Genomic DNA, 24,813 nt, shown 5'->3' with positions numbered 1-24,813 from the left:
TACTTCATTAAAAAGTAGTTTTGTTAATCTCAACAACTCGTATTTTTTATGAAAACACTAAAAAAATTATGCCTATTACTTACGCTAATCTTAGTTTTTAATGGTTATGCGCAAAAAATAGATTTTGTAAATGCACCTTTAAATCCTATTGCTGTTAAATACAAACTAGAACATTTTAATCTCAAAGGAGATGTTTATTCAGCAGGTTTTAAAGATGGCTACAGAAATATGCCTGTTTTTAGTAGATCAGGGCTTTGCATAAAAACTATTTTACACTATAATTATGAAAACGGTATTTTGAAAGGTAATGGTAGCAATACTTATACAGTTAATGAAGATGGTTACATTACTAAAATACGTTACTCCGGCGGTGCTACAGAAACTTTTACTTATGAAAATGGTTTAATTGTAAATAAAGATTATATATACAATACAAAACGCAGCATTACAAAATACACTTACGATAATAAAGATAGGTTGATTTTTGAGGAAATCAACAAAAATGGAGACCTTGAAACTATAGCGTATCAATACAACCTATTCAATGATGCTCTACAGATACAATACACTTCAAAAAATAAAAACAAAGAATTAACTTATATCAAGACCTATAAAAATGGATACCTAGTAAAAACCGAAGGCGGATATACTCCAAATATTACCACTGAAATACATTATAAGTTTGATGAAAAAGGAAACCCAATAGAGCAAACCTACAAACAGTCGAACGGCATTACAAATGTTTTTACAACCCCAATTCAATACTATAGCGAGCTTGAAAAAAAGAACGAAATTACATTCGGTTCGGTGTATACGGATAAAGCCTATCCTATTTCAATTTTTAGAAATGGTAAAGTAGCAAATGATATTAATTGGAGTCAATTACCAGAAACCGAAGATTTACAATTGTATGATATTTTTTCAAACTCATACTACACTGTAAAAGGTTCTCATGCCAAAGACAGAAAGCCAACAACCCGCTTAAAAGCAGAAATGGTTTTACCAAACTCCGATGTTATGATGCATAAATTAAACACGAGTGTTACCCCATATTATCAAGGCGTACCCGTTTTTACAGACGCAAAAAAAAGCATAAGTAAAACCGCAAAAGGGAACCTTATTGTTTATGCTTCGCAAAATAAATATTACGACAAAAAAACTCTTATATATTACGATATAGATAGTAATAAAGCTTTTTTTAACGGCAAACTTTTAAAGCACAGCAAAACACCTAGTAGTCACTTTTTCTATTACAAATACGATAAAAATGATAAATCATATTTCTATTTGGTTGTTGATGGCAAAATACAATATAACGCAAAACAGATAAACCAAACAACAACTTTTGATCAGGTAGTAACTTTACCAGATGATAAAAAAATAACGTTATCATCATATAACCATGCCCCAAAAAACGAATGGCTTCCTGCCAGATATTTTGATGCAACTACAGATATCATCAGTCAAAATAAACCCAAGCAAACTACAAGCCCAAAAACAACTTCAACATGCCTTTCAGGAAACTGTACAGACGGCTATGGTGAATTAAAAACAGAAGAATACATTATAAAAGGCTTTTTTAAAAATGGAAAAGCCAATGGTTTTGGCAGACAAACCTTTAACGATAATGGTAATTATTACGAAGGTAATTTTGTGGATAACTTTAGAAATGGCTTTGGTATGTTCACTTGGTACGACACCAAGCAATACTACATTGGCCAGTTTAAAAACGGTACGTTTCACGGTTATGGCTATGTAAAACAAGGTGGCGAAATTTTACAAGCGGGTTATTACGAAAAAGGCAAACAAACCCGTAACATGATTACTGCCAATTTTAAAAATAAACGTGCCGTTGGTAATTGCATTGGTAACTGTAGTAATGGTTTTGGTTTTTATCAATTTGCAAACCGCGATACTTATGTAGGTTTCTTTACTAATGGGCAAATAGATAAAGTTGGTGCCTACGGATGGTCCTCGGGCGATAGCTATATTGGCGAAATACAAAATAAAAATTTTAGTGGTCAAGGCGTACAATATTACAAAAGTACTGGCACAACTTATTACGGTCATTTTTCGGCAGGACAAAGACACGGTTTAGGTGTCTACCTAAACAAAAACAAACAAATAAGTAGTAAAGGCTATTGGGTAAATGGCATGCTTAAAACTACATATTAAAAACAAATTTTAATGAGACAATTAATAAAAACATTCATAACAAGTATTTTTTTATTTAGCTTATCCTTTGGTTTTGCACAAGGACTTCCAGATATACGTAACACAGATTATGGTTTTACAAAAAAGGTTACAAAAGTAGAAGCTGTTTGTTACAATCTAAATAAAAATCCTATTCAAACAGTTGTTTACCAATTTAATGAAGATGGTTTTATTAAAGATTATTATGTTAAAAATTTAAAAGATAGTTCTTGGGAGAAAATAAAAAGCTATTACAAAAATGATAGACTTTATAAACGTGTTTTTAAGCATAGCAATGCTAAATTCAACAAAAAACATTACTACACTTATGATGAACAAGGGCGTTTAAGTGATGAGCACATTTCGTTAAAAAACGGAAATAAAGACCATGTGAAATTTGAATACTTAAATGATTTGCTTCACAAAATTAGCAGTAATGTAGATGAAACTGTCATCACACATCACTATACCCAAAAAGGACATTTGTTTAAAAAGGTCTATGCTAAGAAACAAGCTGACAAACCTAATGTTGTTTCCAATCATTTTTACTTAGAAAATAAAGAAATTTTCTCTTACACAGAGCCAAAAAACCATTATAAAGCATATATCTATAATGAAAACGTATACATTGGTTTTGAGCTTATAGACGACGAGCGTGTAAAAAGTAAACTAGATAGAGGCATACAACGATTTAACCAAGAAGCGCCTAAAGATAACCTTCCGTTTAATTTACAAAAACATTGTAACCAAACTTGGCAGTTTTATGATAAAAATTTAGACAAAGTAATTCCTTTCGAAATAAAAATTTACAAGTATAAAAAAGATGCTTCGGGTAATAAAATAAAATATGCCGAAGCAATAGTAAACATAAAAACCAAAACTATTTCTAGCGTTAGTTTTTATAAAACAACTTTTAATAACAACAGTGTTGTAGGTAGTACAGTTTTCGATAAAAACCTATTTTCAGAATTTAAAGAAGATATTAAGTTTATAAATATCCCATAACATTTAGTAAATGACGCATACAAATTTTGAAATAAAACCACTATCCTCTCAAGATAGAAGTAAACTTAGAAAGCAGTACCTATTTGCTGTTTTGTTCTTACTTGTTGCAAGTGCTATATTTTCTTTCATCTATTTTTTTGTGATAAAACCCGATAATTTCAGTGGGATTCCTATAGTGATATTTTCAATATTTCTGCTATTTTTTGCAGGTATTATTTCATATCTATTCTGGAATACTTATATCGATTTAAAACGAGGTATTAAACACTGTTATACAGGTGTCGTTACCGACAAACGTATAGACAAACACACAACTAACTCTAGAAATTATAATACCAGAATAGGCACAAATACAAGACACAAGTCTAGCAGAACCTATTATTATATTACTATTGATAATAAAGAACACAGTGTGCCCTTTTCAAAATACACAAAAGTAAACGTAAACGATAAAGTATATTTAGAGTCTAGTCCTAAAAACAAAGAAGTTTTAACATTTACTGTTTTAGAAAAAAATCAAAATCCGGTTACCCCAACTGTCAACACTTCTTATTCTACCTTATTTAAAAGTAAAAGTATTACTAAGCCAATGAGCCAAAGTGAAATTGATTTAGTAAAAAAAAGCTTCTTTAAAAAAGTAAGGCGAGCATTAATTTACATCACTATTTACAGCATTTTATTGTTTATGCTTTGGCTAGGAATCTTCCTTTTTTTAATTCCTGTAATAATAGCCTTTACTTATACTTCAATTAAACTGCTTATTCTAATTAACAACTATGCAAAATTTAACAGAAACGGAAGGCTAAAAAACATAACTACGGTACAAGTAACCGATAAATTAACCATGACTTCTAATACTAATTCAACTAAATTTAGAGTGACAACAAATGTTGAAAATATTGATGTTTCACAAAAAATATACAACAAACTAAAGACAAACGATATTATAGAATTACACAAAGCAACCTTTCTTAAAAACTTAGTAGGTGTTAGTATTAATGAAGGCACACAATATTTAGAAAATTTATGAAAGCCGTGTTTATCAAAATAGCATTAAACGTAGTACTTATATTTTTTATAAGCAATAAACTATATAGCAATGCAGCTCAACCAGGTGTATGGAATGCAGGTGGAACAGTATTTACAATGCTTTATCCTGAAGATTCTCTTAGCTTTAAAAAAGTGCAAATGAAGCAAGAGCACATTTACATTCAGTTGTACAAAGGTTATGCTGTTGTAAAAGGAGTATATCTGTTTAAAAATACAACAAATAAGACCTTACAATTCAAAATGGGCTATCCTATTAACGGCATTTATGCAGGTGGCGAAAATGATTTAAACGAAGTTACTCTAGATTCACTAAGTCAGTTCAAAATAAAAGCTAATAATAATTGGATTACTTTGCTTAATGAAAAGCACCCAGAACTAAATAACAGCAACAACAAAACACAAGCTTTTAGTGATAATTGGAAAGTTTGGGATATGCTATTTACACCCAACCAAACACAACAAGTAGAAGTCTTTTTTATAGTAAATACTAATAATGCAAAAATTAAAAAAGGTTATAATGTAGATTATAAAAATGCATTTATTTACTTATTAGAAAGTGGAAGCGTTTGGCACTTACCTATAGAAAAAGGAGACTTTTATATTCAATTAATGGATGGTTTACATACTGAAGATGTAAACGGTCTATCAGCTGGTTTTAATTTTAAATTCAATAATAAACACAACCTTTATGCCGGTAAAAAACATAACTTTTCCCCTACTGCAAAAGATAATTTAGTAATTACCTATTTTGAAAAAGACACCCATTTTTCGTTTAAAGAGGTTCTTGCTAACACCAATCAATTATTTTCATCAATAAATAAGTTGAGCCATTTACCAAAAAGTGATCTTGTTTTTAACACTATAGATATTGGTAATCCATATGCCGTAAAAACCACTTTTGAAGGCGCTTTACCAGGTCTTTTAATGCTATTAGTAATTTACTCGCCAGTAATATTAGGTGCCATAGTTTTATTCTTCATTATAAGGTTTGTAATTAAACGTAGAAAAGCAAAAAATAACCACGCAAACTAAACAGACCATGAGTTCTATATCATCTATTTTAGATAAGCATACAAAACATTATGCACTATGGGATTTTTTAATATTTTTTCTAATTACTACTTTGTCTATTTTAAATGGAAATACCACTGTTTTTTATATTATTTTCTTTTTTTGGTGGCATGAACTTATTAGAATTATTATTGATAGATTTTGTTATAAAATGAATAAAAATGCTACACTTGGAAACCATAAGAAGACAGGTATATTTAGCTCTTTTATTCAAATGGGGGTTTATTTTATATTTATTGTGGTGTTTTTTGCATTTATGACCAATTGGAAAAATCAAGACTTAATACAGACTAATATGAAGATTTTGTTTTTTAAAAATTGGTTTTTTAATGCCAACTTAGTATTTGTAGCTGTAGAACGTACACTACTTCATTATACACAACAACCTTTAAAAGTATTTTTTGGAAATTTTACACCCAATATGCTTATCCTACATGTTTCAATAATCCTAGGAATTATCTTAATGCTTTTTGTAGTTAGAAATTTTCCTGAAATTTTTACACCAAACAATTTATGGGGTTCGGTTATTATTGTATCTCCATTTTTACTAATTAGAGCTTTAATTTTACGATTTAAGTTAAAAACGTAATTAAAAAAGCTATTCATTTAAAGCTAATAGCTTATGCTGTACATTGTAGCAATGATTACAACTTTATGAAATAATTGGAAACAATACTCTAGAAAGAATAGTGAATTGCTTCAGATATACTATTAAGCTACTTTTTTAATTAAATCAAAGCAAGGACACTTTTTACAGCGCTTGTTTTCGCCCTTTTTAAATTTTTTACAGCAACTACTTTTTACTTTTTCAGGGAGCTCTATCCCTAATTTACGTAACTTTTTTATGGCTTTTTTTTGCTTCTTCTTTTTACCCACAGGAAATAAAAATAACTAAATATGACGGCAAAAATAAGTTATTTTTATTAAATCTAAATAACATTAAATGTTAAAATTAGACTGAACTATTTTTGTTAGAATCTGAAATACTTATAGTTGTGTGTGCGTTGTATGCCAGTTATTCTTTGTGACGAAGAAATTTAAACAGGTTCTTTTAAAACAAAAAAGGTCATTCTAAATAAATAGAACAACCTTTATTAACACAATGAAACAAAAATTACTTAACTGTAAGTGTATATTGTGGTGTTGGATTTAACGGACAAAAATAAACGTATTCGCCCTTAGATAATTTGGTGGCTTTTGAGGTTTGAGTTTCACCATTTTTCACAACTTGTGTTACATAAGCCGACTGTATATGGTTTTCTGGTTTACTGGCATCTTTTCCTTTAGGAACAAGTACTAAACCAACATCTTTACCAACATTGTTGTTAGCCACAGCAAATACATAAGTACCCTCGTTAACCGTTATAGATTTTTGTGTAAACTCACCTTTTGTTTGTTCTAAAGCTATGGTTTTAACTTCTTGTGCTTGGGCATTAATTGTAAATGCTAAAACTATTACTAAAATTGATACTACTTTTTTCATCGTTTAAAATTTATTTGATTAATTAATTTGTTATTTATACTGTTGCTGGCTCTAAAGGTTTGGCTAGCGGAAAATCTACTGGTACTTGAGTGGTACTGTGGATATAATTAGAAATGGTTTTTTCTCCCACTAAAACCAAAACATCAATTAAATTACCTTTAGAATATCCGGCATTAAAGAAATTATCTAAAATTTCTTGATTTGTATTTCCTCTGTTTTCAGTTGCGTTTTTAGCTAATTTTGCCAAGGCATCTAACTTGTTATCAAAAGATGCATTTCCGCTTCTTATTTCAAAAATTTGAGAATCTGTAAATCCGTTCATTTTACCAATGGCTGTATGTGCAGATAAACAATAAATACAGTTATTTACTTCGCTAACTACTAAGTTTACTACTTCTTTTTCTTTTGCAGTTAATGAGGTTTTAGCATTAGCAAAATTTAAATAGTTTTCTAATGCGGTTTCACTATGTGCGTAAGTAGCAAATAAGTTTGGAACAAACCCTAAGGAGTTCTTTAAATTATCAAAAATAGCCTGATTATTTGGGCTTACTTCTTCTCTTGTTGGGATATTAATTTTACTCATAATGATTTTCTTTTTTATTTATTAATGATTTAAAATTTTGGTACAAATTTGTGACTTGAAATAGGTTTTTACCATGTATAAATGGCCTAAAAATTTGTCAATTATTCCTTTTAAAAATGAAAAGGCACTTGTGGTCTTTCGGCATCACAATAAAAATCGTGAATATGCTTTTGTTCACAATGTGTTTTTGGAGAAATGGTATTAGTAACTTTTCTTCTTTGTCCCCTGAAGATTTCAATTAAATTGAAAATAGATATGTGTTTTAAATTCATGACTTTGCTGTTTAAAATTATACTGCAAAGATGAATTAAAGAGACAGGTGAAAGAATGATGAGAATGCCTAAAGGTTTGTCTATTTTTCCCTAAGAAGCTTTTTTGTTCATTTTTTTAAATTCTGTGGGCGAAAAAGAAGTTTGTTTTTTAAATAACCGGCTTAAATGTGAAGCATCTTCAAACCCTAAATCATAGGCTATTTCTTTGGCTGTTTTATCGGTGTAGATTAAAAGGCGTTTAGCTTCTAACACAATACGCTCATGTATAATTTGTAACGGACTTGTATGTAATTTTGCAAATGTGTTTGATAAGGTTTTGGGCGATTTATATAGTTTATCTGCATAAAACGATACACTATGCTCTGTTTTAAAATGAGATTCTACCAACATATTAAATTCACGAAGTAAATCAATTTTTGCATTGCTAGTGGTTTCTAAAAAAGCCTCTTTAGCTTTTAATAATCGTGTAGCTATTATAATAAATCTTGCCATTAACATTCTAAGCATTTCGGCTTGTATGGTATCTTTAGTTTCAAGTTCCTCTAAAAAAACATCATTTAACATATTTAACTTTTGATGCTCTTTGGCATTAAGTTCTATAATAGGCATATGCATATTTCCAAAGAAAAGAAGTCCTGCGCAACTAACTTCTTGATCATGATCTTTAATACAATAAAATTCTCTGTTAAATTGATACACTACCAAATTACTACCAGAAACATACTGAAAATATTGTACCGTAGTTAAGGTTATAATACTATTAGGAGCAATAGTATAAGGAACACTGTCTACTACAATTTCTGCTGGAACATCTTGAGTTCTAATAAAAGTGTATAACTCTGGATTTTTTGGAGTTTTATAGGGTTTTAAAAGCTCTTCATCTCCTAGTTTTAAAATAGCATTGGTAGAAAATTCAGTGAATGTTTTTTGCATGCAGGGTTAGTCTACAAAAACAACCAACCTTACAGAATATGTATTTAAACCCACTGATAATTTCCCTTATTATTTTATAAAATTTAGCTAAAGATTACATTATAGTAAGTAGTGCCTGCAAACCAATAAACTCCACATAGCAAGATTTATAAAGCATAATAATTCATCCTATTAAAATTCTAAATTCCTTCTTTAATTATGAGTTTTGTTTTACAAAAAAACAGGAAAGTACAGGACAATAGTATGTTATAAATCATATATCATTGATGAACATTTTTATTAAAAAAATACTAACTAAATTTTAAAGACATGAAAACAATAATTAAAAAACCTTTCTATCAAGGTATTTTTTGTTTATTACTAGCAAGCATTGCTATTGCGTGCTCAAATGATGAAAAACCTCTGCTTCAAGATGAAGAAATACTATCTTCTTTTGAAGAAACTAATGCATCCATTGATCAAAAAGTAGCAACTACGAATTCTGTTTGCAAAAAATCTGGCACTAATACAAGTAGAGAATACACCCCCGCATATCCCAATAACAACTCTGCTGTTAACATAAAGGTAGACGACAGGACTTGCACTTATAACTTTGAAAACCAAGGTTCTTATGGAGTTTATAAACTTAAGGCAAATTCAAACCACATGGATAATCTACAACCTAGAATTGAACGAGCCAGTAAAGTGGTAACCAACGTAAAAAGTGGTAATAATGTTCAATTAAAGGGTACTCTTAAAATTATAAGAGCAGGTCACAAAAGCAGTAATATAGCTCGTGACCAAGTAAATAACCCATCTGGAACATACTTTATGCAAGCCAAAGGTAAACATGCTAACGCTGATGGAAGCACACCTAATGGATCTTCAGACCCTGCCGTATGCTTATTCCTTGCTAAACCAAGATTTTCAGGATCTACCCAGACATCTTTCGATATTTACCGAGAAGAAATAACTGTGAGAGGTGGCTCTGGCACAAATGGAAGAAGGTTAGTGTTTCTTAAAAACGTACCTGCCAATACAGATATACCAATAGAAATGATTACGGGCTTCCATAAAGCAAATTCTTCATCTCCACTTGTACATTATGTAAACGTTAAAATTGATGGTACATCTTACAATTGGCAAGTACCAACCCCTTCTACAATTATACCACTACAAGCAAAATACCGCATGGGCGCTTATCGTTGTAAAGGTGGCGAAGCTGAAATACAATGGAAAAATGTTACTACAAAGTTTACTAACAATTAAGTTAAAAAAGTTTTATCTATAACTTATAAAGGCTGCTCGAAATCAATTAAAAAGCAGCCTTTATAAATTATAATCAAATCATTAGCTTATCTGTAACCCATTTTCAACCTCAGCATCATCAGGGTTTACAAACACCAATTTACCATCGGGAGTTTCAGTCATTAAAATCATACCTTGACTTTCTACACCACGTAAAGCTCTGGGTGCTAGATTTACTAAAACGGTTACTTTTTTACCAATAACTTCTTCGGCTGAAAAACTTTCGGCAATTCCAGAAACAATGGTTCTGGTATCAATACCTGTATCAACCTTTAATTTTAAAAGTTTTTTGGTTTTAGGCATTTTTTCGGCTTCAAGAATAGTACCTACACGAATGTCTAACTTGGTAAAATCTTCAAAAGTAATGGTGTCTTTTTGTGGTTCTACCTGTTTATTAGCAGCTTCGTTTGCTTTTTTACTAGCTTCTAATTTATCTAGCTGCTCTTGAATGGTTTTATCTTCAATTTTAGAGAATAGCAATTCTGCCTTTCCTATTTGATGACCCGCAGGTAACAGCACATCTTTATTTGGAATATCATTCCATTGCGTTTCTGAATCAAGTTCAGAAAAACAAAGAATGTTTTTAAGCTTTACAGAAGTAAACGGCAAAAATGGTTCGCACAAGGTTGCCAAAGCACTGGCTATTTGAAGCGCCACATACATAATGGTTTGTGTTCTGGCTTCATCTACCTTAATCATTTTCCAAGGCTCTTCATCGGCTAAATATTTGTTTCCTAAGCGCGCTAAATTCATGAGTTCTTGCCCTGCTTCTCTAAAGCGGTAACGTTCTATAGAGCTTGCTATAACATTTGGATATGCTTTTACGGCAGCCAAGGTTTCTTCATCAACCTGTGTAAACTCACTAGGTGTTGGCACTATACCTTGGTAATATTTGTTAGTTAATACCACCACACGATTAATGAAATTACCAAAAATAGCCACTAATTCGTTATTATTTCTAGCTTGAAAATCTTTCCAAGTAAAATCGTTATCCTTAGTTTCTGGGGCATTAGCATTTAATACATAACGCAGTACATCTTGCTGACCAGGAAAATCTTTTAAATATTCTGGCAACCAAACCGCCCAATTTTTAGAAGTTGACAGTTTATTACCTTCTAAATTTAAAAACTCATTGGCTGGTACATTATCTGGTAAAATATAACTTCCTTCTGCTTTTAACATAGATGGAAAAATAATACAGTGAAACACAATATTATCTTTCCCAATAAAATGCACTAATTTGGTATCTTTATCTTTCCAGTAGGGTTCCCAATCTTTTCCTTCGCGTTCTGCCCATTCTTTTGTTGAAGATATGTAGCCTATAGGCGCATCAAACCAAACATAAAGCACTTTGCCCTCGCCACCTTCAACAGGTACGGGAATTCCCCAATCTAAATCGCGAGTTACTGCTCTAGGACGTAAACCATCATCTATCCACGATTTTACTTGTCCGTAAACATTAGGTTTCCAATCTTTTTTATGTCCTTTTAAAATCCACTCTCTTAAAAAATCTTCGTGTTTATCTAAAGGTAAATACCAGTGTTTTGTTTGTTTTAAGGTAGGCGTGTTCCCTGTAATGGCCGATTTAGGATTAATTAAATCGGTAGCATTATGACTGGTTCCGCAATTTTCACATTGATCACCATAACTTTCTTCATTACCACATTTTGGGCAAGTACCCACTACAAACCTATCAGCTAAAAACTGTTTAGCTTCCTCATCGTATAATTGTTCTGAAGTTTCTTCAATAAATTCACCCTTATCATATAGTGTTTTAAAGAACTCCGAAGCAGTTTTATGATGAATTGGTGCCGATGTACGCGAATAATTATCGTAAGTAATACCAAATTCTTCAAACGATTTTTTAATAATAGCATGATATTTATCTACAATATCTTGTGGCGACACCCCTTCGTTTTTTGCTTTAATAGTAATAGGCACCCCATGCTCATCACTTCCTCCAATAAAGGCTACATCATTTCCTGTTAAACGTAAATAGCGTACATAAATATCTGCTGGCACATAAACACCTGCTAAATGCCCAATATGAATAGGGCCATTTGTATAGGGCAATGCGGTTGTAACTGTATATCGTTTTGGTTTACTCATTAATCTTAAATTAGGGCGTAAAAGTACACATTTTAGAAGCTATATTGAAAAAAAATGTACATTTACCATATGTCTAGAAACCTACTCATTTTATGTATTTTTTATACTTCTTTTTTCATTGGAATAAATGAAGTTATATCACAAAACAATGAATTTATAAAACAAGTAAACAAATTGAAACAACCACCATATTTAAAAGTTGGCGATACGGTTGCCATTGTAGCACCTGCTGGAATTTTAAAAAACCGAACATATGAAATAGAACAAGCAAAAGCACTACTTAAAAGCTGGGGGCTACATGCCAAAGTTGGTAACTATGTTTTTAATAAAGAAAATCACTTTGCTGGAACTGATGATGAGCGTTGTGAAGATTTTCAAAATGCTTTAGATAACCCTAAAATTAGTGCTATTTGGTGTGCAAGAGGTGGATACGGATCGGTTAGAATTCTAGATAAATTAGATTGGTCTAAGTTTGAAAGCAGTCCAAAATGGATTATTGGCTACAGTGATATTACCGCTATTCATAACCAAGTACATAATTTAGGTGTACAATCGCTTCATGCCATGATGTGTACCAGCCTTCAAGACACTCCCGAAACTATAGCAGAAACTATTAGCACTTTTAAAGCTGCTTTGTTTGGTGAAACTTTAAACTACACCTTAAAAGGTTCAAAATACAATAAAATAGGCAGTGTAACAGCACCTCTTGTTGGTGGAAATTTAACTATTTTACACAGTATGTTAGGATCTAAAACAAGTATAGATACCTCTGGAAAAATTCTATTTATTGAAGAAATTGGCGAATACAAATATCATATAGATCGTATGTTTCAAAGTTTAAAACGTGCAGGTTATTTTAATAACTGTAAGGGCGTTATAATTGGTGATATGACTAAGATTAAAAAAAACACAACACCTTGGGGCACTTCTATTGAACAATTAATATTAGATGCCCTTTCTGAATACAATTTCCCCATAGCTTTTAATATGCCTGCCGGTCATGAAAAAGACAATAGGGCTTTAATTTTGGGGAGAACAATTACGTTAACCGTAAAAAAAGAACAATCAACTATTATTTTCAAGAATTAATAGGCTATCTCATAGATTTACAAGGAATTTAAAACCCTTACTATGATGAAAAAATTACAATTAGTATTAGCAGTTATAGCATTAACATTTTCAATTAGTGTGAATGCCGACCCAATTAAAAATTCAGATTTAAATTTAAACAACCCTGATGTACGTAAATGCTTATTAGATGCTACACAAAGCGAAGGTTGGAAATTAGCAGCTGTTTACATGAATGCAAACAACAAAATAGTGTATGTGTTTGATAAAGGTAACGAGACTAAAATTTACACAAGTAAAGAAGTATTTTCTAAGTAAACTTATTTTTAAATATTAAAAATCCAACTATTTAGTATAAATAGTTGGATTTTTTTTTAAAACCTTAATTCTTTCTGTAATTGTTCATAGGCTTCTTGCACTTGCCTAAATTTTTCTTCGGCGCCCTCTTGATGTTCTTTTCCTAAATGGCGTACTCTATCAGGATGATATTTTTTGGCCATTTTTCGGTATGCTTTTTTAATCTCTTCAACAGAGGCTCCTTTTGAAATTTCTAAAACCTTATAAGCATTATCACTACTGCTGTAAAACATAGCTTTAATACTCTCATAATCTCTTACATTAATACCTAAATAACCTGCTATTATTTGTATTTGGCGTTCTTCATCTTGGGTTACTATACCATCGGCTTTAGCTATTCCAAATAAAAAGTGTACCAATTGCAAACGTGATGGGTGATCCATCATTTGCTTTATTTGTAAACAAACTTGACGTGTAGATATCTTTTGTTTACTAATGCCTTTAAATAACTGAAATGCACGATTTGCACGCGCTTTACCATACATACTAGCAAACTGCTGGCGTACATAATCTAACTCGCGTTGGTCTTGTTTCCCATCGGCTTTAATAACAATAGAAGCTAAAATCAATAAACTTACTTCAAAATCGCCCGATTGGGTTTGTGGCCGCTGGGTTCTGCTACTGTATGTGGTTCTTCTTTGGCGTTTATCCTCACCTAAAAGGGTATCTGCATTCCCATTAGCAACAGCATCTACAATGCTTCCTAAGGCTACTCCAATAATAGCACCTATAGGACCTCCAAAAGACCATCCTAAGGCACCTCCTATCCATTTTGAAAAACTCATATAAAATTCTCTTTATTTGGGTTCAAATATACTATTGTTAGTTAAATGTTTATAGTATTTGTTACGCAACCCTTTATAAATTTTATCATCTAAAGGATAAAACACTATGAAATCCATATCACTTATTGCGCTTTTTACTCTGCACTTAAGTTTTACTGCATGTAAAACAGATGACACCCCAAATGATATTATTTGCACTCTTGAATACGTATATGGACTAAATGTAACCTTAATTGATGCAACCAATTCTAATAAAATTACAGAAGATATTACTGTAGTTGCTACAGATGGTAATTACGAAGAAATCTTAACCTTAGGTGTAGATTCCTTTTTTGGTGCCGGTGAACGTGCTGGAACTTATACTATTACAATAACTTCTGCCAATTATCAAACATATGTTAGCAACCCTATAGAACTAGATGCTAATGAATGCCATGTTATTCCTAAGGTTATTGAAATTACATTACAACCCATCTAAATTGTATTAAGGCAAGAACGGTTTATATAAGCTCACCAAACAATTTATTATTGAATAGCAATAGCCTCAACTTATAATGCTATAAGAATTATAAGAGAACACCATAATAATAATTGCTATGTTTTTAATTAACTTTGCACTTTATTAATGAAAAAAATTAAATTTTAAAGATATGTATCCAGCAGAGTTAGTAAAACCAATGCGTGAAGATTTAACAAGCGTAGGTTTTGAAGAGTTACACACGCCAGAAGCAGTTGAAACTGCTTTAGCTAAAGAAGGTACTACTTTGGTTGTAGTAAATTCGGTTTGTGGTTGTGCCGCAGCAAATGCACGTCCTGGAGCTAAAATGAGCTTACAAAACGAAAAAAAACCAGACCACATTGTTACCGTTTTTGCAGGAGTTGATAAAGAAGCGGTTAATAAAGCTAGAGAGTTTATGATTCCGTTTCCTCCAAGCTCACCTTGTATGGCGTTATTTAAAAATGGTGAATTGGTACATATGCTAGAACGCCATCATATTGAAGGGCGTCCTGCAGAACTTATAGCAGAAAACTTAGTTGATGCTTATAACGAGCACTGCTAAATAAAAACACATAACAAATTATAAAAACAAACCACGAAAAAATCGTGGTTTGTTTGTTATTATCATTACGCTATTTTTGAATATGCTTAAAATAATATCATACCCGCTTACTATAATTTATTATTTCTGTTTTTTATTAACACTTATAATATTTCACCCTATCCAATGGTTTTGTTTTAATGTGTTTGGGTATCAAGCTCATAAAAAAAGTGTTGACATCCTGCAGTTTTTCTTATTAAAATGTACCCACATTTTAGGCACAAGATTTTCATTTGACAATCCGTACCAAATAAACACAAACCAACCTTTAATTATTGTAGCCAACCATCAAAGTATGTATGATATATCGCCTATTATGTGGTATATGAGAAAACATCATACTAAATTTATAAGTAAAATGGAATTGGGAAAAGGCATACCCAGTGTTTCGTATAATTTACGTCATGGCGGATCTGTTTTAATAGACCGAAAAAACCCTAGACAGTCTTTACCCGCCATCATGAAATTTGGTGAATATATTGAAGCTAACAATAGAGCTGCTGTTATTTTTCCTGAAGGAACAAGAAGTAAAAACGGTGAACCCAAACCCTTTCAAACTAAAGGTTTAGAAATATTATTTAAAAAAATACCATCGGCATTGGTGGTGCCCATTTCTATTAATAATTCTTGGAAAATGTTTAAGTACGGAAAATTTCCAATGGGGCTAGGAAATCACATAAAGTTTAAAGTACATAAACCTATAGAATTATCTACCTTTGTAGATAAAAAAGAGCTTATCAATAGTATTGAAACTACTATTAAAGATAATATACACCCTTAATATTTCATTTATGTCATTAAAGAATGTTCGTTTGGAAGTCATGCAGTTTTTAGAAAAAGATGTTGACAAATTAATTGAAAAGTATTTAATTCCTATTGAAAAAATTTGGCAACCAACAGATTTTCTTCCTAATTCAGAGCATGATACATTCTTTGATGAAGTTACCGAGATTAGAGAACTGTCAAAAGAATTACCATATGATTTTTGGGTAGTTTTAGTTGGTGATATGATTACCGAAGAAGCGCTACCCACCTATGAATCTTGGTTAATGGATGTTGAAGGTGTTAACCAAAGAGACCGAGAAAGTTCTTGGGCTAAATGGGTAAGACATTGGACGGGAGAAGAAAACAGACATGGTGATGTACTAAATAAATACTTATACCTTTCTGGTAGAGTTAATATGCGTGAAATTGAAAAAACCACACAATACTTAATTGCAGATGGTTTTGATATTGGCACTAATAGAGATCCTTATAAAAACTTTGTATATACTAGTTTTCAAGAATTAGCCACCTATATTTCGCATAACCGAGTTGCCAAAATAGCAAGAGAAAAAGGAAATAAGCAACTGGCAAAAATGTGTAGAATTATTTCTGGCGATGAAATGCGTCATCATAATGCCTACTCTGAATTTGTAGAGCGTATTTTTAAAATAGACCCTAGCCAAATGATGATGGCTTTTCATTACATGATGAAACAAAAAATTACCATGCCTGCACATTTTTTAAGAGAATCTGGAGGTAAAATAAGTACTGCTTTTGAAGAATTTTCTAATACTGCCCAACGTATTGGTGTTTACACCTCAAAAGATTACGTAGATATTTTACAAAAGCTAATTAACCGGTGGGAAATTGATAAAATAACAAACCTTACCGATGAGGCAGAAAAAGCAAGAGACTATTTAATGAAATTACCAGACCGTATGTTGCGCCTTGCTGAAAGAGTGAAAATTCCAGAAAACTCATTTGAGTTTAAGTGGGTTGAACCTGTTATTGCAAAATAAGAAAGATGCTTCAAGAAGAAGATATTATAGATAAAACCAAAGATTTTGTAAAAGAAACCCTTTTTGGTGCAGAGGGTGGACATGATTGGTTTCACACATTAAGAGTGTACAACAATGCTTTGTTAATAGCTAAAAATGAACCTGTTAATATTTTGGTTGTGTCTTTAGGTGCACTTTTACATGATATAGCAGACAGTAAATTTTATGATGGCGATGAAACTGTAGGTCCTAAAATAGCGAGAGAATTTTTATTTAAACACAACGTAGATTCTGCTGTAATTGAACATGTTATTAATATCATTGAAAACATTTCATTTAAAGGAGGCAATGAAACGCAAAAATTTAAATCGGTAGAATTAGATGTTATTCAGGATGCCGATAGGTTAGATGCTATAGGAGCCGTTGGTATTGCCCGATGTTTTAATTATGGTGGGTATAAAAACAGGCCGCTTTACAACCCAGATATTGCTCCAAACCTTAATATGACTAAAGAAGAGTATAAAGCTTCAACAGCACCAACAATTAATCATTTTTATGAAAAATTACTACTTCTTAAAGACAGGATGAATACTAAAACTGGCAGGCAATTAGCCGAAAGCAGACATGCTTTTATGGAACTTTTTTTAAAGCAGTTTTATAACGAATGGAATGGAAAAGTCTAACCGATTATTTGCTTAATTTCCTTACGGTAATTTGAAGCACTTTTACCAATAATTTCATTAAACTGTTTGTTAAAATGCGAAAAGTTGTTAAATCCACATTCATAACAAATATCGGCAATACTCATTTGGCTTTCATTAAGCAACTTAGTAGCATGTACAATTCTAATTTCGTTAACTACTTGAGTAAACGTTTTTCCGGTAGTCTTTTTAAAATATCTACAAAAAGCAGGTACCGTCATACTTACTTTATTAGCAATATCTTCTAAAGCAATATGCTCTTTAAAATTAGCATTCACATATTTGTAAATGGTTTTAATTTTATCAGTATCCTGAGGTTCTGCTTCAAACATAAAACCATCGGCATTTAAAATAGTATAGTCTTCGGTAGTTGCTAAATACTGTAATATTTCTAATAGTTTTAAAATTCTATCTAAACCCGTATAACTTTCTAATTCTTCAATTTTAGAACCAACAGCATTTTTGGCTTCTCTATTAAATTTAATGCCATTTTTAGCTTTTTCAAACAAAGTTGCTATGGCTGCTGCCTCTGGAACACTATTAAAAAAGTCTTCTCCTAAAAAGTCTGGTTTAAATTGTACAGTAGTTTCTATACCCGCTGCTGTTAACCTATCGGTAAAACCATTGTGTGGCAAATTAGACCCTATGAGGATAAGCTGACTATTATTAAAATATGATAAGTGATTCCCTATATGGGTTTTTCCTTTACCTCTATTAATATAAATAAGTTCTATCTCTGGATGAAAATGCCAAAACATTTCACTTCTATCTAACTTTTCATTATGCTGCTTAACATGAATGGAAGTACCAAAAGAAGGAGATATTTTTTTAAATGTAGGTTTTTTAGTAATCATAGTTAGGACTATTTAATTGCAAAATTACAATATATTATGCATACATTATATATTTTATTACCTTAATTATGTGTTATTTTAACTTTACGTTGATTTAACATACCCTTAACAGTTAAAATAGCATATAAATAAGGTAAAATCGATGTTTTTCTATACATGCATCTAACATATATTTGTAGTGTTATTTTTAATGATGTTTATAGAAATTAATAACAGATAGAAACAAGAAATTGTTTTTTAGTTTAATTTGAAAATATTAAAAATTTCATAATATACATTAATAATTAGTTTAATGTCTTATTTAGTTTAGTTGGTAAAGTGGGCTGTGGTGGCCCACTTTTTTTTGCCCATTTTTTATTATATAGATTTGGATTAAGACCAATAAGAACGTTGTATTTTTTCAGCTTTAATGTGAAAGCTTTGATTCTAGCACTGAAATTAATATTCTTAATTTAGAACAGCCCTCAAAACAAATCACACCACTCTTTTAATTTAATAATAGTTATTAATACCCTTTTTATAGATGTAACATACTTTTACTATATAGTATATACGGATCAAGTCCAAAATCTGGGTTTTTACCATTTTAAGAATATAATTTAATCAAGCGATATAAGAAGTATTCCGTATTCCTGACTCCCCTAAATTGAGATCTAAAAGCCTTTACTTTGGCATTAAAGGATTCAGCTGAAGCATTAGTACTTCTGTTTATAAAATAGTTGAGTACAGAGCGGTAATTTAAAGTAATACTATTGGCTACCGTTTGGAAGCTCTTAAATCCTGACTCCTCTACATCTTTGTACCAGTGGGCTAGTTTGGTGTAAGCTACTTTAATATCTATGGCTTGGTTAAAAATATTCCTCAAGCCTTGAACAAGTCCATAAGCTTTCTTTAATTCTGGGTATTCATTAAACAATATCTGTCCCCTCTCTTTCTGATTTGGAGTCCATTTATCTGGGGATTTATACAGTAGATATCTACTCCTGGCCAGGAGTTGTTTTGAGCTATCACCATTAGAAAAAGTTACAGGTTTAAATTCTTTGTCGGCAGCTCTAGATAGCTTTATCTGTTCATTTTCTTGATCCAAAGCTTCCCATCGGTATTTGATACGAAGATCTTGGAGCGCCTCTATTGCCAGCTTCTGTACATGGAACCTGTCTGTTACTTGGATGGCTTTCGGGAAACATTTAGTGGAGATTGTTTTCATAGAGTTAGCCATGTCTAAGGTAATCTCTTTCACTTTAGCACGCTTTTTTGCTGGGATCTTCAAGAGTTGTTCGATAATAGGCTCCACTTTAGTTCCGTGGAATATCCCAACTAAAGCCCCTTTCTTTCCTTTGGCCTTCTTATTGGTAATGATGGTATAGAGCTCTCCCTTGGACAGCGCTGTCTCATCAATGGATAAATAAGAACCTAAGTTTTCAGGGAAAACAAGCCACTGTTTAGCATGACTCTTATGCTCCCATTGCTTAAAATCACTTAAGTGATCCTTATAATGTCTTTGAAGCCTTTTTCCGGACATACCATACTGGCGCCCAAGTTGTTGGCTGCTCAGAGCAGTATTATCAGTCGATTTCTTTTAAAAAAGCAGCAAACTCTTTTGATATTCGAGTTCCCTGTGCAATAAATTCATCCCATTCACGACTTACTTTAATCCTCTTTTTATCAAGTAGAACGTCCCAACGCCTTCGTTTAAGATTTAATGATAGTAGATTGTCTCGAACGGGATAATCCTCGATTATTCGAGGCTCCATGAAGCCACTGGCTTTATACTTGCAATCCTTGTACTTAGATGGTATTTGTTTTTTCTCCTCCAAATATATCGTTAGACGGTTCTCATATAAAACATGCTTTATAGGCTTCTTATCGAATCCAACAATATCAAAATACTCTAATATTCCTTCTGGTAATATTAAACTTAACAAGGATAACTCAGTGTCTTTATTCATCAATATAATTTAAAGTACAAAGAAAATTATTTTTCTCTTTAGACCCAACTTTTGAGATTGATCCGTATATACGCTATACCTATTAAGCATCTGTTTAGAGACTTCGTTTTGTACAAATTATTAAATACTATCAAATATCTAGTCTAGTGCAGGTTTCAATACGTTGTATTTTTAAGGCAACAATTAAACTATTTACACAATCTACACACAACGTTTATTATTGATTCTATAAAAGCCTTATGCACTAAAACTAACCTTAATATATGTATTATTAACGCTAATATATACTATATTAACTTTTATGGTTCTTAACATTAAGTTAACAGATAATTTAGCATATAAATTGGCAAATACACATGTTTTCTACATTGCATATGTGCCATAGATTTGCAGTATAAATGAAAAAGAAATAATAAAACATGAAAAATATCATTGTAAACACAAAAAAAGGAATCTTAATGGTAGCATTGTTAGCTACGGTTATAGGTTATGCATCTGAAGGTAACGCTACTATTAAAGATGTTAAAAAAACTGATCTTAGAATTAATAATGTAAAAGAAGGAAACTTACTTACAATTAAAGATGCGAACGGTCTTATTTTATATAAAGAGTTAATTGAAAAATCTGGAGTATATACTAAAGGATTTGATTTATCTGAACTTCCTAATGGTAATTACTTTTTTGAACTTGATAAAGATGTTCAAATAAAAACCATTCCATTTTCAGTAACTAAAAACAAAGTAACATTTAATAAAGCTGAAGAGACCATTATTTTTAAGCCAGTTGCCATTGTAAAAAACAACATGCTCAATATTACAAAGTTTGCCCCAAACTACGAATCTTTAAAAATAAGCATATACAGTAATAACGGTACAAACGAATTGTTACATACCGAAACTATTAAAGGTACACAAGTTATAGAAAGAGCTTTTAAACTTAAAACTGGAAAATACAAATTGGTTTTAAAGTCTAATAACAAAGAGTTTACAAAATTCATTAATAATTAGTTTAATGTCTTATTTAGTTTAGTTGGTAAAGTGGGCTGTGGTGGCCCACTTTTTTTTTGCAGAAACTTTTCTTTCCTGTATTCTTCTTCAAAAAAATTATAACACTTCAACTTACAATTAATTATAGAGTCTATTAAAAATGACTAATAATTTTCTTGTATATAAAACCAAAACAGAAAACCTAGCACTGTATAAAAATATATGGTATTAACCTAAATGTATGGTATTTTAACTTAACATAAACTTAGCGTAAATTTAACAGATAATTTAGCATACAAATTAGTCAATATCAATGTTTTCTGCGCTTAAAACTCACCATATATTTGTAGTGTAAAACGTTAAAAACACCAAATCATGAAAAACGTATTAACAAACACTAAAAAAGTAATCTTAACGGTAGCAATGATGGCTACGGTTATGGGATATGCTAATGAAATCATTATCAATAAAATTGGTAAAGATCTCAAAAGAACCGCATTAACTATTGTTGATGTAAAAGAGGGTAACCTACTTTCAATTAAAGACAATTACGGTACTACTATATATAAAGAAGTTATAAATCAAGCTGGTGTTTACACTAAAGGTTTTGATTTAACCGATTTACCAGACGGAAACTATTTCTTTGAATTAGAGAAAGATATGGAAGTTAAAACCATTCCGTTTACCGTAAAGTCTAACGAGGTAACCTTTAACAAAGAAAAAGAAACTACTATTTTTAAACCTTTTGTAAGAGAAGAAAATGGATTAGTTTACATTACAAAACTAGCTGTAAACTTAGAACCTTTAAAAATTAAAATTTACGGGCTTAACAATGGTAGTACTGACATGTTACACAGCGAAACCATTAAAGGTGTTCAAAATATTGAAAGAATTTTCAAAATAGAAAAAGGAAAATATAAAATTGTATTTCATACAAATAACAGAGAATTTACAAAATTCATTAATTATTAGTTTAATGTCTTATTTAGTTTAGTTTAGTTGGTAAAGTGGGCTGTGGTAGCCCACTTTTTTTTGCATAAACTTTTCTTTCTGTATTCTTCTTCAAAAAAAATTATAACACTTCAACTTACAATTAATTATAGAGTCTATTAAAAATGGCTAATAATTTTTCTTGTATATAAAACCAAAACAGAAAACCTAGCACTGTATAAAAATATATGGTATTAACCCAGTAATATAGTATTTTAACTTAACGTAAACTTAGCATAAATTTAACGGATAATTTAGCACATAAATTAGTCAATATCAATGTTTTACACACTAAAAACTCGCCATATATTTGTAGTGTAAAACGTTAAAAACACCAAATCATGAAAAACGTATTAACAAACACTAAAAAAGTAATCTTAACGGTAGCAATGATGGCTACGGTTATGGGATATGCTAATGAAATCATTATCAATAAAATTGGTAAAGATCTCAAAAGAACCGCATTAACTATTGTTGATGTAAAAGAGGGTAACCTACTTTCAATTAAAGACAATTACGGTACTACTATATATAAAGAAGTTATAAATCAAGCTGGTGTTTACACTAAGGGTTTTGATTTAACCGATTTACCAGACGGAAACTATTTCTTTGAATTAGAGAAAGATATGGAAATTAAAACCATTCCGTTTACCGTAAAGTCTAACGAGGTAACCTTTAACAAAGAAAAAGAAACTACTATTTTTAAACCTTTTGTAAGAGAAGAAAATGGATTAGTTTACATTACAAAACTAGCTACAAACTTTGAACCTTTAAAAATTAAAATTTACGGGCTTAACAATGGTACTGCTGAATTATTACACAGCGAAACCATTAAAGGTGTTCAAACTATTGAAAGAGTTTACAAACTAGAGGGTAATAGTAGATATAAAATTGTATTTCATACAAACAATAGAGAATTTACCAAATACATAAGTAATTAGTTTAGTTTATTAAAATGGGTCTGCTTAAAGACCCATTTTATCTAAACTCTTCTCTAGTAACAAATAAAAAACCCAATCACAAATACAACAGATTTTTTTAATTTTTTAAAAACTTTAACTGGGGTATTACTAAAAGAAGAAGACTAAATCAAGCCTAAATTTAGTTTATACTTTTAAAAAAGTATTTCAAAACAATTTTAATTGTCCATCCTTAAACTGCTCATGCAAATCGCAGTTAAGTTTGGGCATTTTTTTATGTTTAAAATACTTTTGCTTAGCTAATTTTATTAAGCTATTAATATTATCTGCAATTTTTCCTTCACCATGCATTCGGGAACCAAATCTACTGTTGTTTAAACTACCACTGTGGCAACTTTCTATTTGGTGCAACACTTTGTCTGCCCTATCGGGCATTGTTTTTTTTACCCAATCTGTAAAAATTTCGCCAATAGCACCATTAAGTCTAACAATAGTGTGTGCCACAGAAAATGCTCCGTAATCTGCAGCTGCTTTGGCTAGTGGTAGGATTTCATGACTATTAATTGCCGGAATAATAGGTGCAAGCATTACATTTACAGGAATACCATTATCTGTTAAAGTTTTTACGGTTTCTAATCGGCGTTTTATAGTAGCCGTTCTAGGTTCTAAAACACGTCTTGTTTGTTCTGATAAAGAGGTTATTGAAATATTAACTCCAATTAAATTATCTTTAGCAAGGGCTTTTAAAATATCTAAATCGCGTAGAATTAAAGCATTTTTAGTAATAATAGCAACAGGATGTTTGTACTTTAAAAAAACCTGTAAACATTGCCTTGTAATGTTATAAATTTGTTCTGCTGGTTGGTAACAATCGGTATTACCAGACATTACAATGGGGTGCGCTTTCCAGTGCTTTTTTTTCAGTAAATTTTCTAACAATTTAGGAGCATCTTTTTTTACCAAAATACGCCTCTCAAAATCTAAACCCGCACTGTAACCCCAATATTCATGGGTGTTACGAGCATAACAATAAATACAACCATGTTCGCAACCTTGGTAGGCATTCATGCTATACATCATGCCTATATCGGGGCTTTTAACTTTGTTAACTATGGTTTTAGGAAACACCTCTAAGTAACGTGTTTTATTTTTATCTGCTTGTTCTCCTTCTTTGTGGCAAAACTCTAAAAAATCGTTACGCATTTCATGGCTAAATTCTAAGAATTTATTAGGAACGTTTAGTTGTGCACCACGCCCTTTTAAAGGAGATTTAGGGTTCATAGTAATAATATTAGAAAGTTTTTTGGAATACCTGACTTTATAAAACTACAAAGAATCTTAACCCAAAAATGTT

At 31.1% G+C, this 24,813-nt stretch carries 26 protein-coding genes; 16 read left to right on the top strand and 10 right to left on the bottom strand.

The window, feature by feature from the left end:
- Positions 1 to 48 precede the first annotated feature (48 nt).
- Genes BWZ22_RS07560 through BWZ22_RS07540 form a run of 5 tightly spaced genes read left to right on the top strand, consistent with a single transcriptional unit; the run spans position 49 to position 5,908 of the window.
- Positions 49 to 2,175, top strand: a complete 2,127-nt coding sequence (locus tag BWZ22_RS07560) for a hypothetical protein (RefSeq protein ID WP_076699069.1) — start codon at positions 49 to 51, stop codon at positions 2,173 to 2,175.
- 12 nt (positions 2,176 to 2,187) lie between these two features.
- Complete coding sequence (locus BWZ22_RS07555; protein ID WP_076699067.1) at positions 2,188 to 3,198, top strand: hypothetical protein; 1,011 nt, start codon at positions 2,188 to 2,190, stop codon at positions 3,196 to 3,198.
- 10 nt (positions 3,199 to 3,208) lie between these two features.
- Complete coding sequence (locus tag BWZ22_RS07550; RefSeq protein ID WP_076699065.1) at positions 3,209 to 4,228, top strand: DUF805 domain-containing protein; 1,020 nt, start codon at positions 3,209 to 3,211, stop codon at positions 4,226 to 4,228.
- A complete protein-coding gene (locus BWZ22_RS07545) occupies positions 4,225 to 5,280 on the top strand; it encodes a hypothetical protein (protein ID WP_076699064.1) in 1,056 nt (351 codons plus the stop codon). Before BWZ22_RS07550 ends, BWZ22_RS07545 begins: the two co-directional genes overlap by 4 nt.
- 7 nt (positions 5,281 to 5,287) lie before the next feature.
- Positions 5,288 to 5,908 carry a hypothetical protein gene (locus tag BWZ22_RS07540; RefSeq protein ID WP_076699062.1) on the top strand — a complete coding sequence of 207 codons (621 nt, stop codon included), beginning with the start codon at positions 5,288 to 5,290 and terminating at the stop codon, positions 5,906 to 5,908.
- Between the two features lie 525 nt (positions 5,909 to 6,433).
- Here BWZ22_RS07540 and BWZ22_RS07535 read toward each other — a convergent pair.
- The 4 genes from BWZ22_RS07535 to BWZ22_RS07525 all read right to left on the bottom strand — a co-directional run bounded on the left by BWZ22_RS07535 (position 6,434) and on the right by BWZ22_RS07525 (position 8,590).
- The gene (locus BWZ22_RS07535; protein ID WP_076699061.1) at positions 6,434 to 6,802 is read right to left on the bottom strand and encodes a cupredoxin domain-containing protein; all 369 of its coding nucleotides are present in this window, start codon (positions 6,800 to 6,802) and stop codon (positions 6,434 to 6,436) included.
- Positions 6,803 to 6,836: 34 nt separating this feature from the next.
- Complete coding sequence (locus tag BWZ22_RS07530; RefSeq protein WP_076699060.1) at positions 6,837 to 7,385, bottom strand: carboxymuconolactone decarboxylase family protein; 549 nt, start codon at positions 7,383 to 7,385, stop codon at positions 6,837 to 6,839.
- A gap of 110 nt (positions 7,386 to 7,495) precedes the next feature.
- Complete coding sequence (locus tag BWZ22_RS16620) at positions 7,496 to 7,657, bottom strand: hypothetical protein (protein WP_157607936.1); 162 nt, start codon at positions 7,655 to 7,657, stop codon at positions 7,496 to 7,498.
- A 90-nt stretch (positions 7,658 to 7,747) separates the two neighbouring features.
- Positions 7,748 to 8,590 (bottom strand): AraC family transcriptional regulator, encoded by an 843-nt coding sequence (locus BWZ22_RS07525; RefSeq protein ID WP_076699059.1) that lies wholly within the window; start codon positions 8,588 to 8,590, stop codon positions 7,748 to 7,750.
- 309 nt (positions 8,591 to 8,899) lie between these two features.
- Between BWZ22_RS07525 and BWZ22_RS07520 the strand changes: the two genes are divergently transcribed.
- Positions 8,900 to 9,838 (top strand): hypothetical protein, encoded by a 939-nt coding sequence (locus tag BWZ22_RS07520; protein WP_076699058.1) that lies wholly within the window; start codon positions 8,900 to 8,902, stop codon positions 9,836 to 9,838.
- A gap of 81 nt (positions 9,839 to 9,919) precedes the next feature.
- Here BWZ22_RS07520 and metG read toward each other — a convergent pair whose 3' ends face one another.
- Entirely contained in the window at positions 9,920 to 11,986 is a 2,067-nt protein-coding gene (metG, locus tag BWZ22_RS07515) for a methionine--tRNA ligase (protein WP_076699056.1), read from the bottom strand.
- A 174-nt stretch (positions 11,987 to 12,160) separates the two neighbouring features.
- On the opposite strand from metG, the gene BWZ22_RS07510 reads away from it, so the two are divergent.
- Both BWZ22_RS07510 and BWZ22_RS07505 read left to right on the top strand, forming a co-directional pair.
- A complete protein-coding gene (locus BWZ22_RS07510) occupies positions 12,161 to 13,075 on the top strand; it encodes an LD-carboxypeptidase (protein ID WP_371326815.1) in 915 nt (304 codons plus the stop codon).
- Between the two features lie 42 nt (positions 13,076 to 13,117).
- Entirely contained in the window at positions 13,118 to 13,372 is a 255-nt protein-coding gene (locus BWZ22_RS07505) for a hypothetical protein (protein WP_157607935.1), read from the top strand.
- Between the two features lie 56 nt (positions 13,373 to 13,428).
- Here BWZ22_RS07505 and BWZ22_RS07500 read toward each other — a convergent pair whose 3' ends face one another.
- Positions 13,429 to 14,196: a TerB family tellurite resistance protein gene (locus BWZ22_RS07500; RefSeq protein ID WP_076699054.1), complete on the bottom strand. Its 768-nt coding sequence runs from the start codon at positions 14,194 to 14,196 to the stop codon at positions 13,429 to 13,431.
- Between the two features lie 106 nt (positions 14,197 to 14,302).
- Here BWZ22_RS07500 and BWZ22_RS07495 point away from each other — a divergent pair, with 106 nt between their 5' ends.
- The 5 genes from BWZ22_RS07495 to BWZ22_RS07475 all read left to right on the top strand — a co-directional run bounded on the left by BWZ22_RS07495 (position 14,303) and on the right by BWZ22_RS07475 (position 17,742).
- Positions 14,303 to 14,674: a hypothetical protein gene (locus BWZ22_RS07495; protein ID WP_076699053.1), complete on the top strand. Its 372-nt coding sequence runs from the start codon at positions 14,303 to 14,305 to the stop codon at positions 14,672 to 14,674.
- Between the two features lie 172 nt (positions 14,675 to 14,846).
- The gene (locus tag BWZ22_RS07490; protein WP_076699052.1) at positions 14,847 to 15,257 is read left to right on the top strand and encodes a BrxA/BrxB family bacilliredoxin; all 411 of its coding nucleotides are present in this window, start codon (positions 14,847 to 14,849) and stop codon (positions 15,255 to 15,257) included.
- An 82-nt stretch (positions 15,258 to 15,339) separates the two neighbouring features.
- Positions 15,340 to 16,077: a 1-acyl-sn-glycerol-3-phosphate acyltransferase gene (locus BWZ22_RS07485; RefSeq protein WP_076699051.1), complete on the top strand. Its 738-nt coding sequence runs from the start codon at positions 15,340 to 15,342 to the stop codon at positions 16,075 to 16,077.
- Between the two features lie 10 nt (positions 16,078 to 16,087).
- Positions 16,088 to 17,080, top strand: a complete 993-nt coding sequence (locus tag BWZ22_RS07480) for an acyl-ACP desaturase (protein ID WP_076702356.1) — start codon at positions 16,088 to 16,090, stop codon at positions 17,078 to 17,080.
- Between the two features lie 5 nt (positions 17,081 to 17,085).
- On the top strand, positions 17,086 to 17,742 hold the full coding sequence (locus BWZ22_RS07475; RefSeq protein ID WP_076699049.1) for an HD domain-containing protein: 657 nt from the start codon (positions 17,086 to 17,088) through the stop codon (positions 17,740 to 17,742).
- Here the strand turns inward: BWZ22_RS07475 and BWZ22_RS07470 are convergent.
- From BWZ22_RS07470 to BWZ22_RS07460, 3 genes are all read right to left on the bottom strand, one after another.
- The gene (locus tag BWZ22_RS07470) at positions 17,739 to 18,614 is read right to left on the bottom strand and encodes an AraC family transcriptional regulator (RefSeq protein WP_076699048.1); all 876 of its coding nucleotides are present in this window, start codon (positions 18,612 to 18,614) and stop codon (positions 17,739 to 17,741) included. The two genes, BWZ22_RS07475 and BWZ22_RS07470, sit on opposite strands and share 4 nt — an antisense overlap.
- Before the next feature lie 586 nt (positions 18,615 to 19,200).
- Positions 19,201 to 20,136: a transposase gene (locus BWZ22_RS07465; RefSeq protein WP_076697213.1), complete on the bottom strand. Its 936-nt coding sequence runs from the start codon at positions 20,134 to 20,136 to the stop codon at positions 19,201 to 19,203.
- 43 nt (positions 20,137 to 20,179) lie between these two features.
- Entirely contained in the window at positions 20,180 to 20,563 is a 384-nt protein-coding gene (locus tag BWZ22_RS07460; protein ID WP_076697215.1) for a hypothetical protein, read from the bottom strand.
- Positions 20,564 to 20,982: 419 nt separating this feature from the next.
- Between BWZ22_RS07460 and BWZ22_RS07455 the strand changes: the two genes are divergently transcribed.
- From BWZ22_RS07455 to BWZ22_RS07445, 3 genes are all read left to right on the top strand, one after another.
- Complete coding sequence (locus BWZ22_RS07455) at positions 20,983 to 21,570, top strand: hypothetical protein (RefSeq protein ID WP_076699046.1); 588 nt, start codon at positions 20,983 to 20,985, stop codon at positions 21,568 to 21,570.
- Positions 21,571 to 21,924: 354 nt separating this feature from the next.
- Entirely contained in the window at positions 21,925 to 22,521 is a 597-nt protein-coding gene (locus tag BWZ22_RS07450; RefSeq protein ID WP_076699045.1) for a hypothetical protein, read from the top strand.
- Positions 22,522 to 22,880: 359 nt separating this feature from the next.
- Positions 22,881 to 23,480 carry a hypothetical protein gene (locus BWZ22_RS07445; protein WP_076699043.1) on the top strand — a complete coding sequence of 200 codons (600 nt, stop codon included), beginning with the start codon at positions 22,881 to 22,883 and terminating at the stop codon, positions 23,478 to 23,480.
- 186 nt (positions 23,481 to 23,666) lie between these two features.
- Here the strand turns inward: BWZ22_RS07445 and BWZ22_RS07440 are convergent, their stop codons facing one another.
- On the bottom strand, positions 23,667 to 24,740 hold the full coding sequence (locus BWZ22_RS07440; protein WP_076699042.1) for a PA0069 family radical SAM protein: 1,074 nt from the start codon (positions 24,738 to 24,740) through the stop codon (positions 23,667 to 23,669).
- Positions 24,741 to 24,813 lie beyond the last annotated feature (73 nt).

Origin of the sequence: Seonamhaeicola sp. S2-3, from assembly GCF_001971785.1 — a bacterium.
Classification (GTDB): Bacteria; Bacteroidota; Bacteroidia; order Flavobacteriales; family Flavobacteriaceae; genus Seonamhaeicola.
The sequence above is the reverse complement of the archived record's forward strand: the minus strand, read 5'-3'. Positions and strand labels throughout refer to the sequence as shown.

Coding starts and splice junctions, on each gene's coding strand:
- BWZ22_RS07500 (WP_076699054.1), bottom strand. CDS start 14,196: ATGAGTTTTTCAAAATGGATAGGAGGTGCCTTAGGATGGTCTTTTGGA.
- BWZ22_RS07530 (WP_076699060.1), bottom strand. CDS start 7,385: ATGAGTAAAATTAATATCCCAACAAGAGAAGAAGTAAGCCCAAATAAT.
- BWZ22_RS07475 (WP_076699049.1), top strand. CDS start 17,086: ATGCTTCAAGAAGAAGATATTATAGATAAAACCAAAGATTTTGTAAAA.
- BWZ22_RS07535 (WP_076699061.1), bottom strand. CDS start 6,802: ATGAAAAAAGTAGTATCAATTTTAGTAATAGTTTTAGCATTTACAATT.
- BWZ22_RS07550 (WP_076699065.1), top strand. CDS start 3,209: ATGACGCATACAAATTTTGAAATAAAACCACTATCCTCTCAAGATAGA.
- BWZ22_RS07445 (WP_076699043.1), top strand. CDS start 22,881: ATGAAAAACGTATTAACAAACACTAAAAAAGTAATCTTAACGGTAGCA.
- BWZ22_RS07555 (WP_076699067.1), top strand. CDS start 2,188: ATGAGACAATTAATAAAAACATTCATAACAAGTATTTTTTTATTTAGC.
- BWZ22_RS07525 (WP_076699059.1), bottom strand. CDS start 8,590: ATGCAAAAAACATTCACTGAATTTTCTACCAATGCTATTTTAAAACTA.
- BWZ22_RS07470 (WP_076699048.1), bottom strand. CDS start 18,614: ATGATTACTAAAAAACCTACATTTAAAAAAATATCTCCTTCTTTTGGT.
- BWZ22_RS07460 (WP_076697215.1), bottom strand. CDS start 20,563: ATGAATAAAGACACTGAGTTATCCTTGTTAAGTTTAATATTACCAGAA.
- BWZ22_RS07490 (WP_076699052.1), top strand. CDS start 14,847: ATGTATCCAGCAGAGTTAGTAAAACCAATGCGTGAAGATTTAACAAGC.
- BWZ22_RS07520 (WP_076699058.1), top strand. CDS start 8,900: ATGAAAACAATAATTAAAAAACCTTTCTATCAAGGTATTTTTTGTTTA.
- metG (WP_076699056.1), bottom strand. CDS start 11,986: ATGAGTAAACCAAAACGATATACAGTTACAACCGCATTGCCCTATACA.
- BWZ22_RS07545 (WP_076699064.1), top strand. CDS start 4,225: ATGAAAGCCGTGTTTATCAAAATAGCATTAAACGTAGTACTTATATTT.
- BWZ22_RS07540 (WP_076699062.1), top strand. CDS start 5,288: ATGAGTTCTATATCATCTATTTTAGATAAGCATACAAAACATTATGCA.
- BWZ22_RS07480 (WP_076702356.1), top strand. CDS start 16,088: ATGTCATTAAAGAATGTTCGTTTGGAAGTCATGCAGTTTTTAGAAAAA.
- BWZ22_RS07505 (WP_157607935.1), top strand. CDS start 13,118: ATGATGAAAAAATTACAATTAGTATTAGCAGTTATAGCATTAACATTT.
- BWZ22_RS07465 (WP_076697213.1), bottom strand. CDS start 20,136: ATGTCCGGAAAAAGGCTTCAAAGACATTATAAGGATCACTTAAGTGAT.
- BWZ22_RS07495 (WP_076699053.1), top strand. CDS start 14,303: ATGAAATCCATATCACTTATTGCGCTTTTTACTCTGCACTTAAGTTTT.
- BWZ22_RS07450 (WP_076699045.1), top strand. CDS start 21,925: ATGAAAAACGTATTAACAAACACTAAAAAAGTAATCTTAACGGTAGCA.
- BWZ22_RS07560 (WP_076699069.1), top strand. CDS start 49: ATGAAAACACTAAAAAAATTATGCCTATTACTTACGCTAATCTTAGTT.
- BWZ22_RS16620 (WP_157607936.1), bottom strand. CDS start 7,657: ATGAATTTAAAACACATATCTATTTTCAATTTAATTGAAATCTTCAGG.
- BWZ22_RS07485 (WP_076699051.1), top strand. CDS start 15,340: ATGCTTAAAATAATATCATACCCGCTTACTATAATTTATTATTTCTGT.
- BWZ22_RS07440 (WP_076699042.1), bottom strand. CDS start 24,740: ATGAACCCTAAATCTCCTTTAAAAGGGCGTGGTGCACAACTAAACGTT.
- BWZ22_RS07455 (WP_076699046.1), top strand. CDS start 20,983: ATGAAAAATATCATTGTAAACACAAAAAAAGGAATCTTAATGGTAGCA.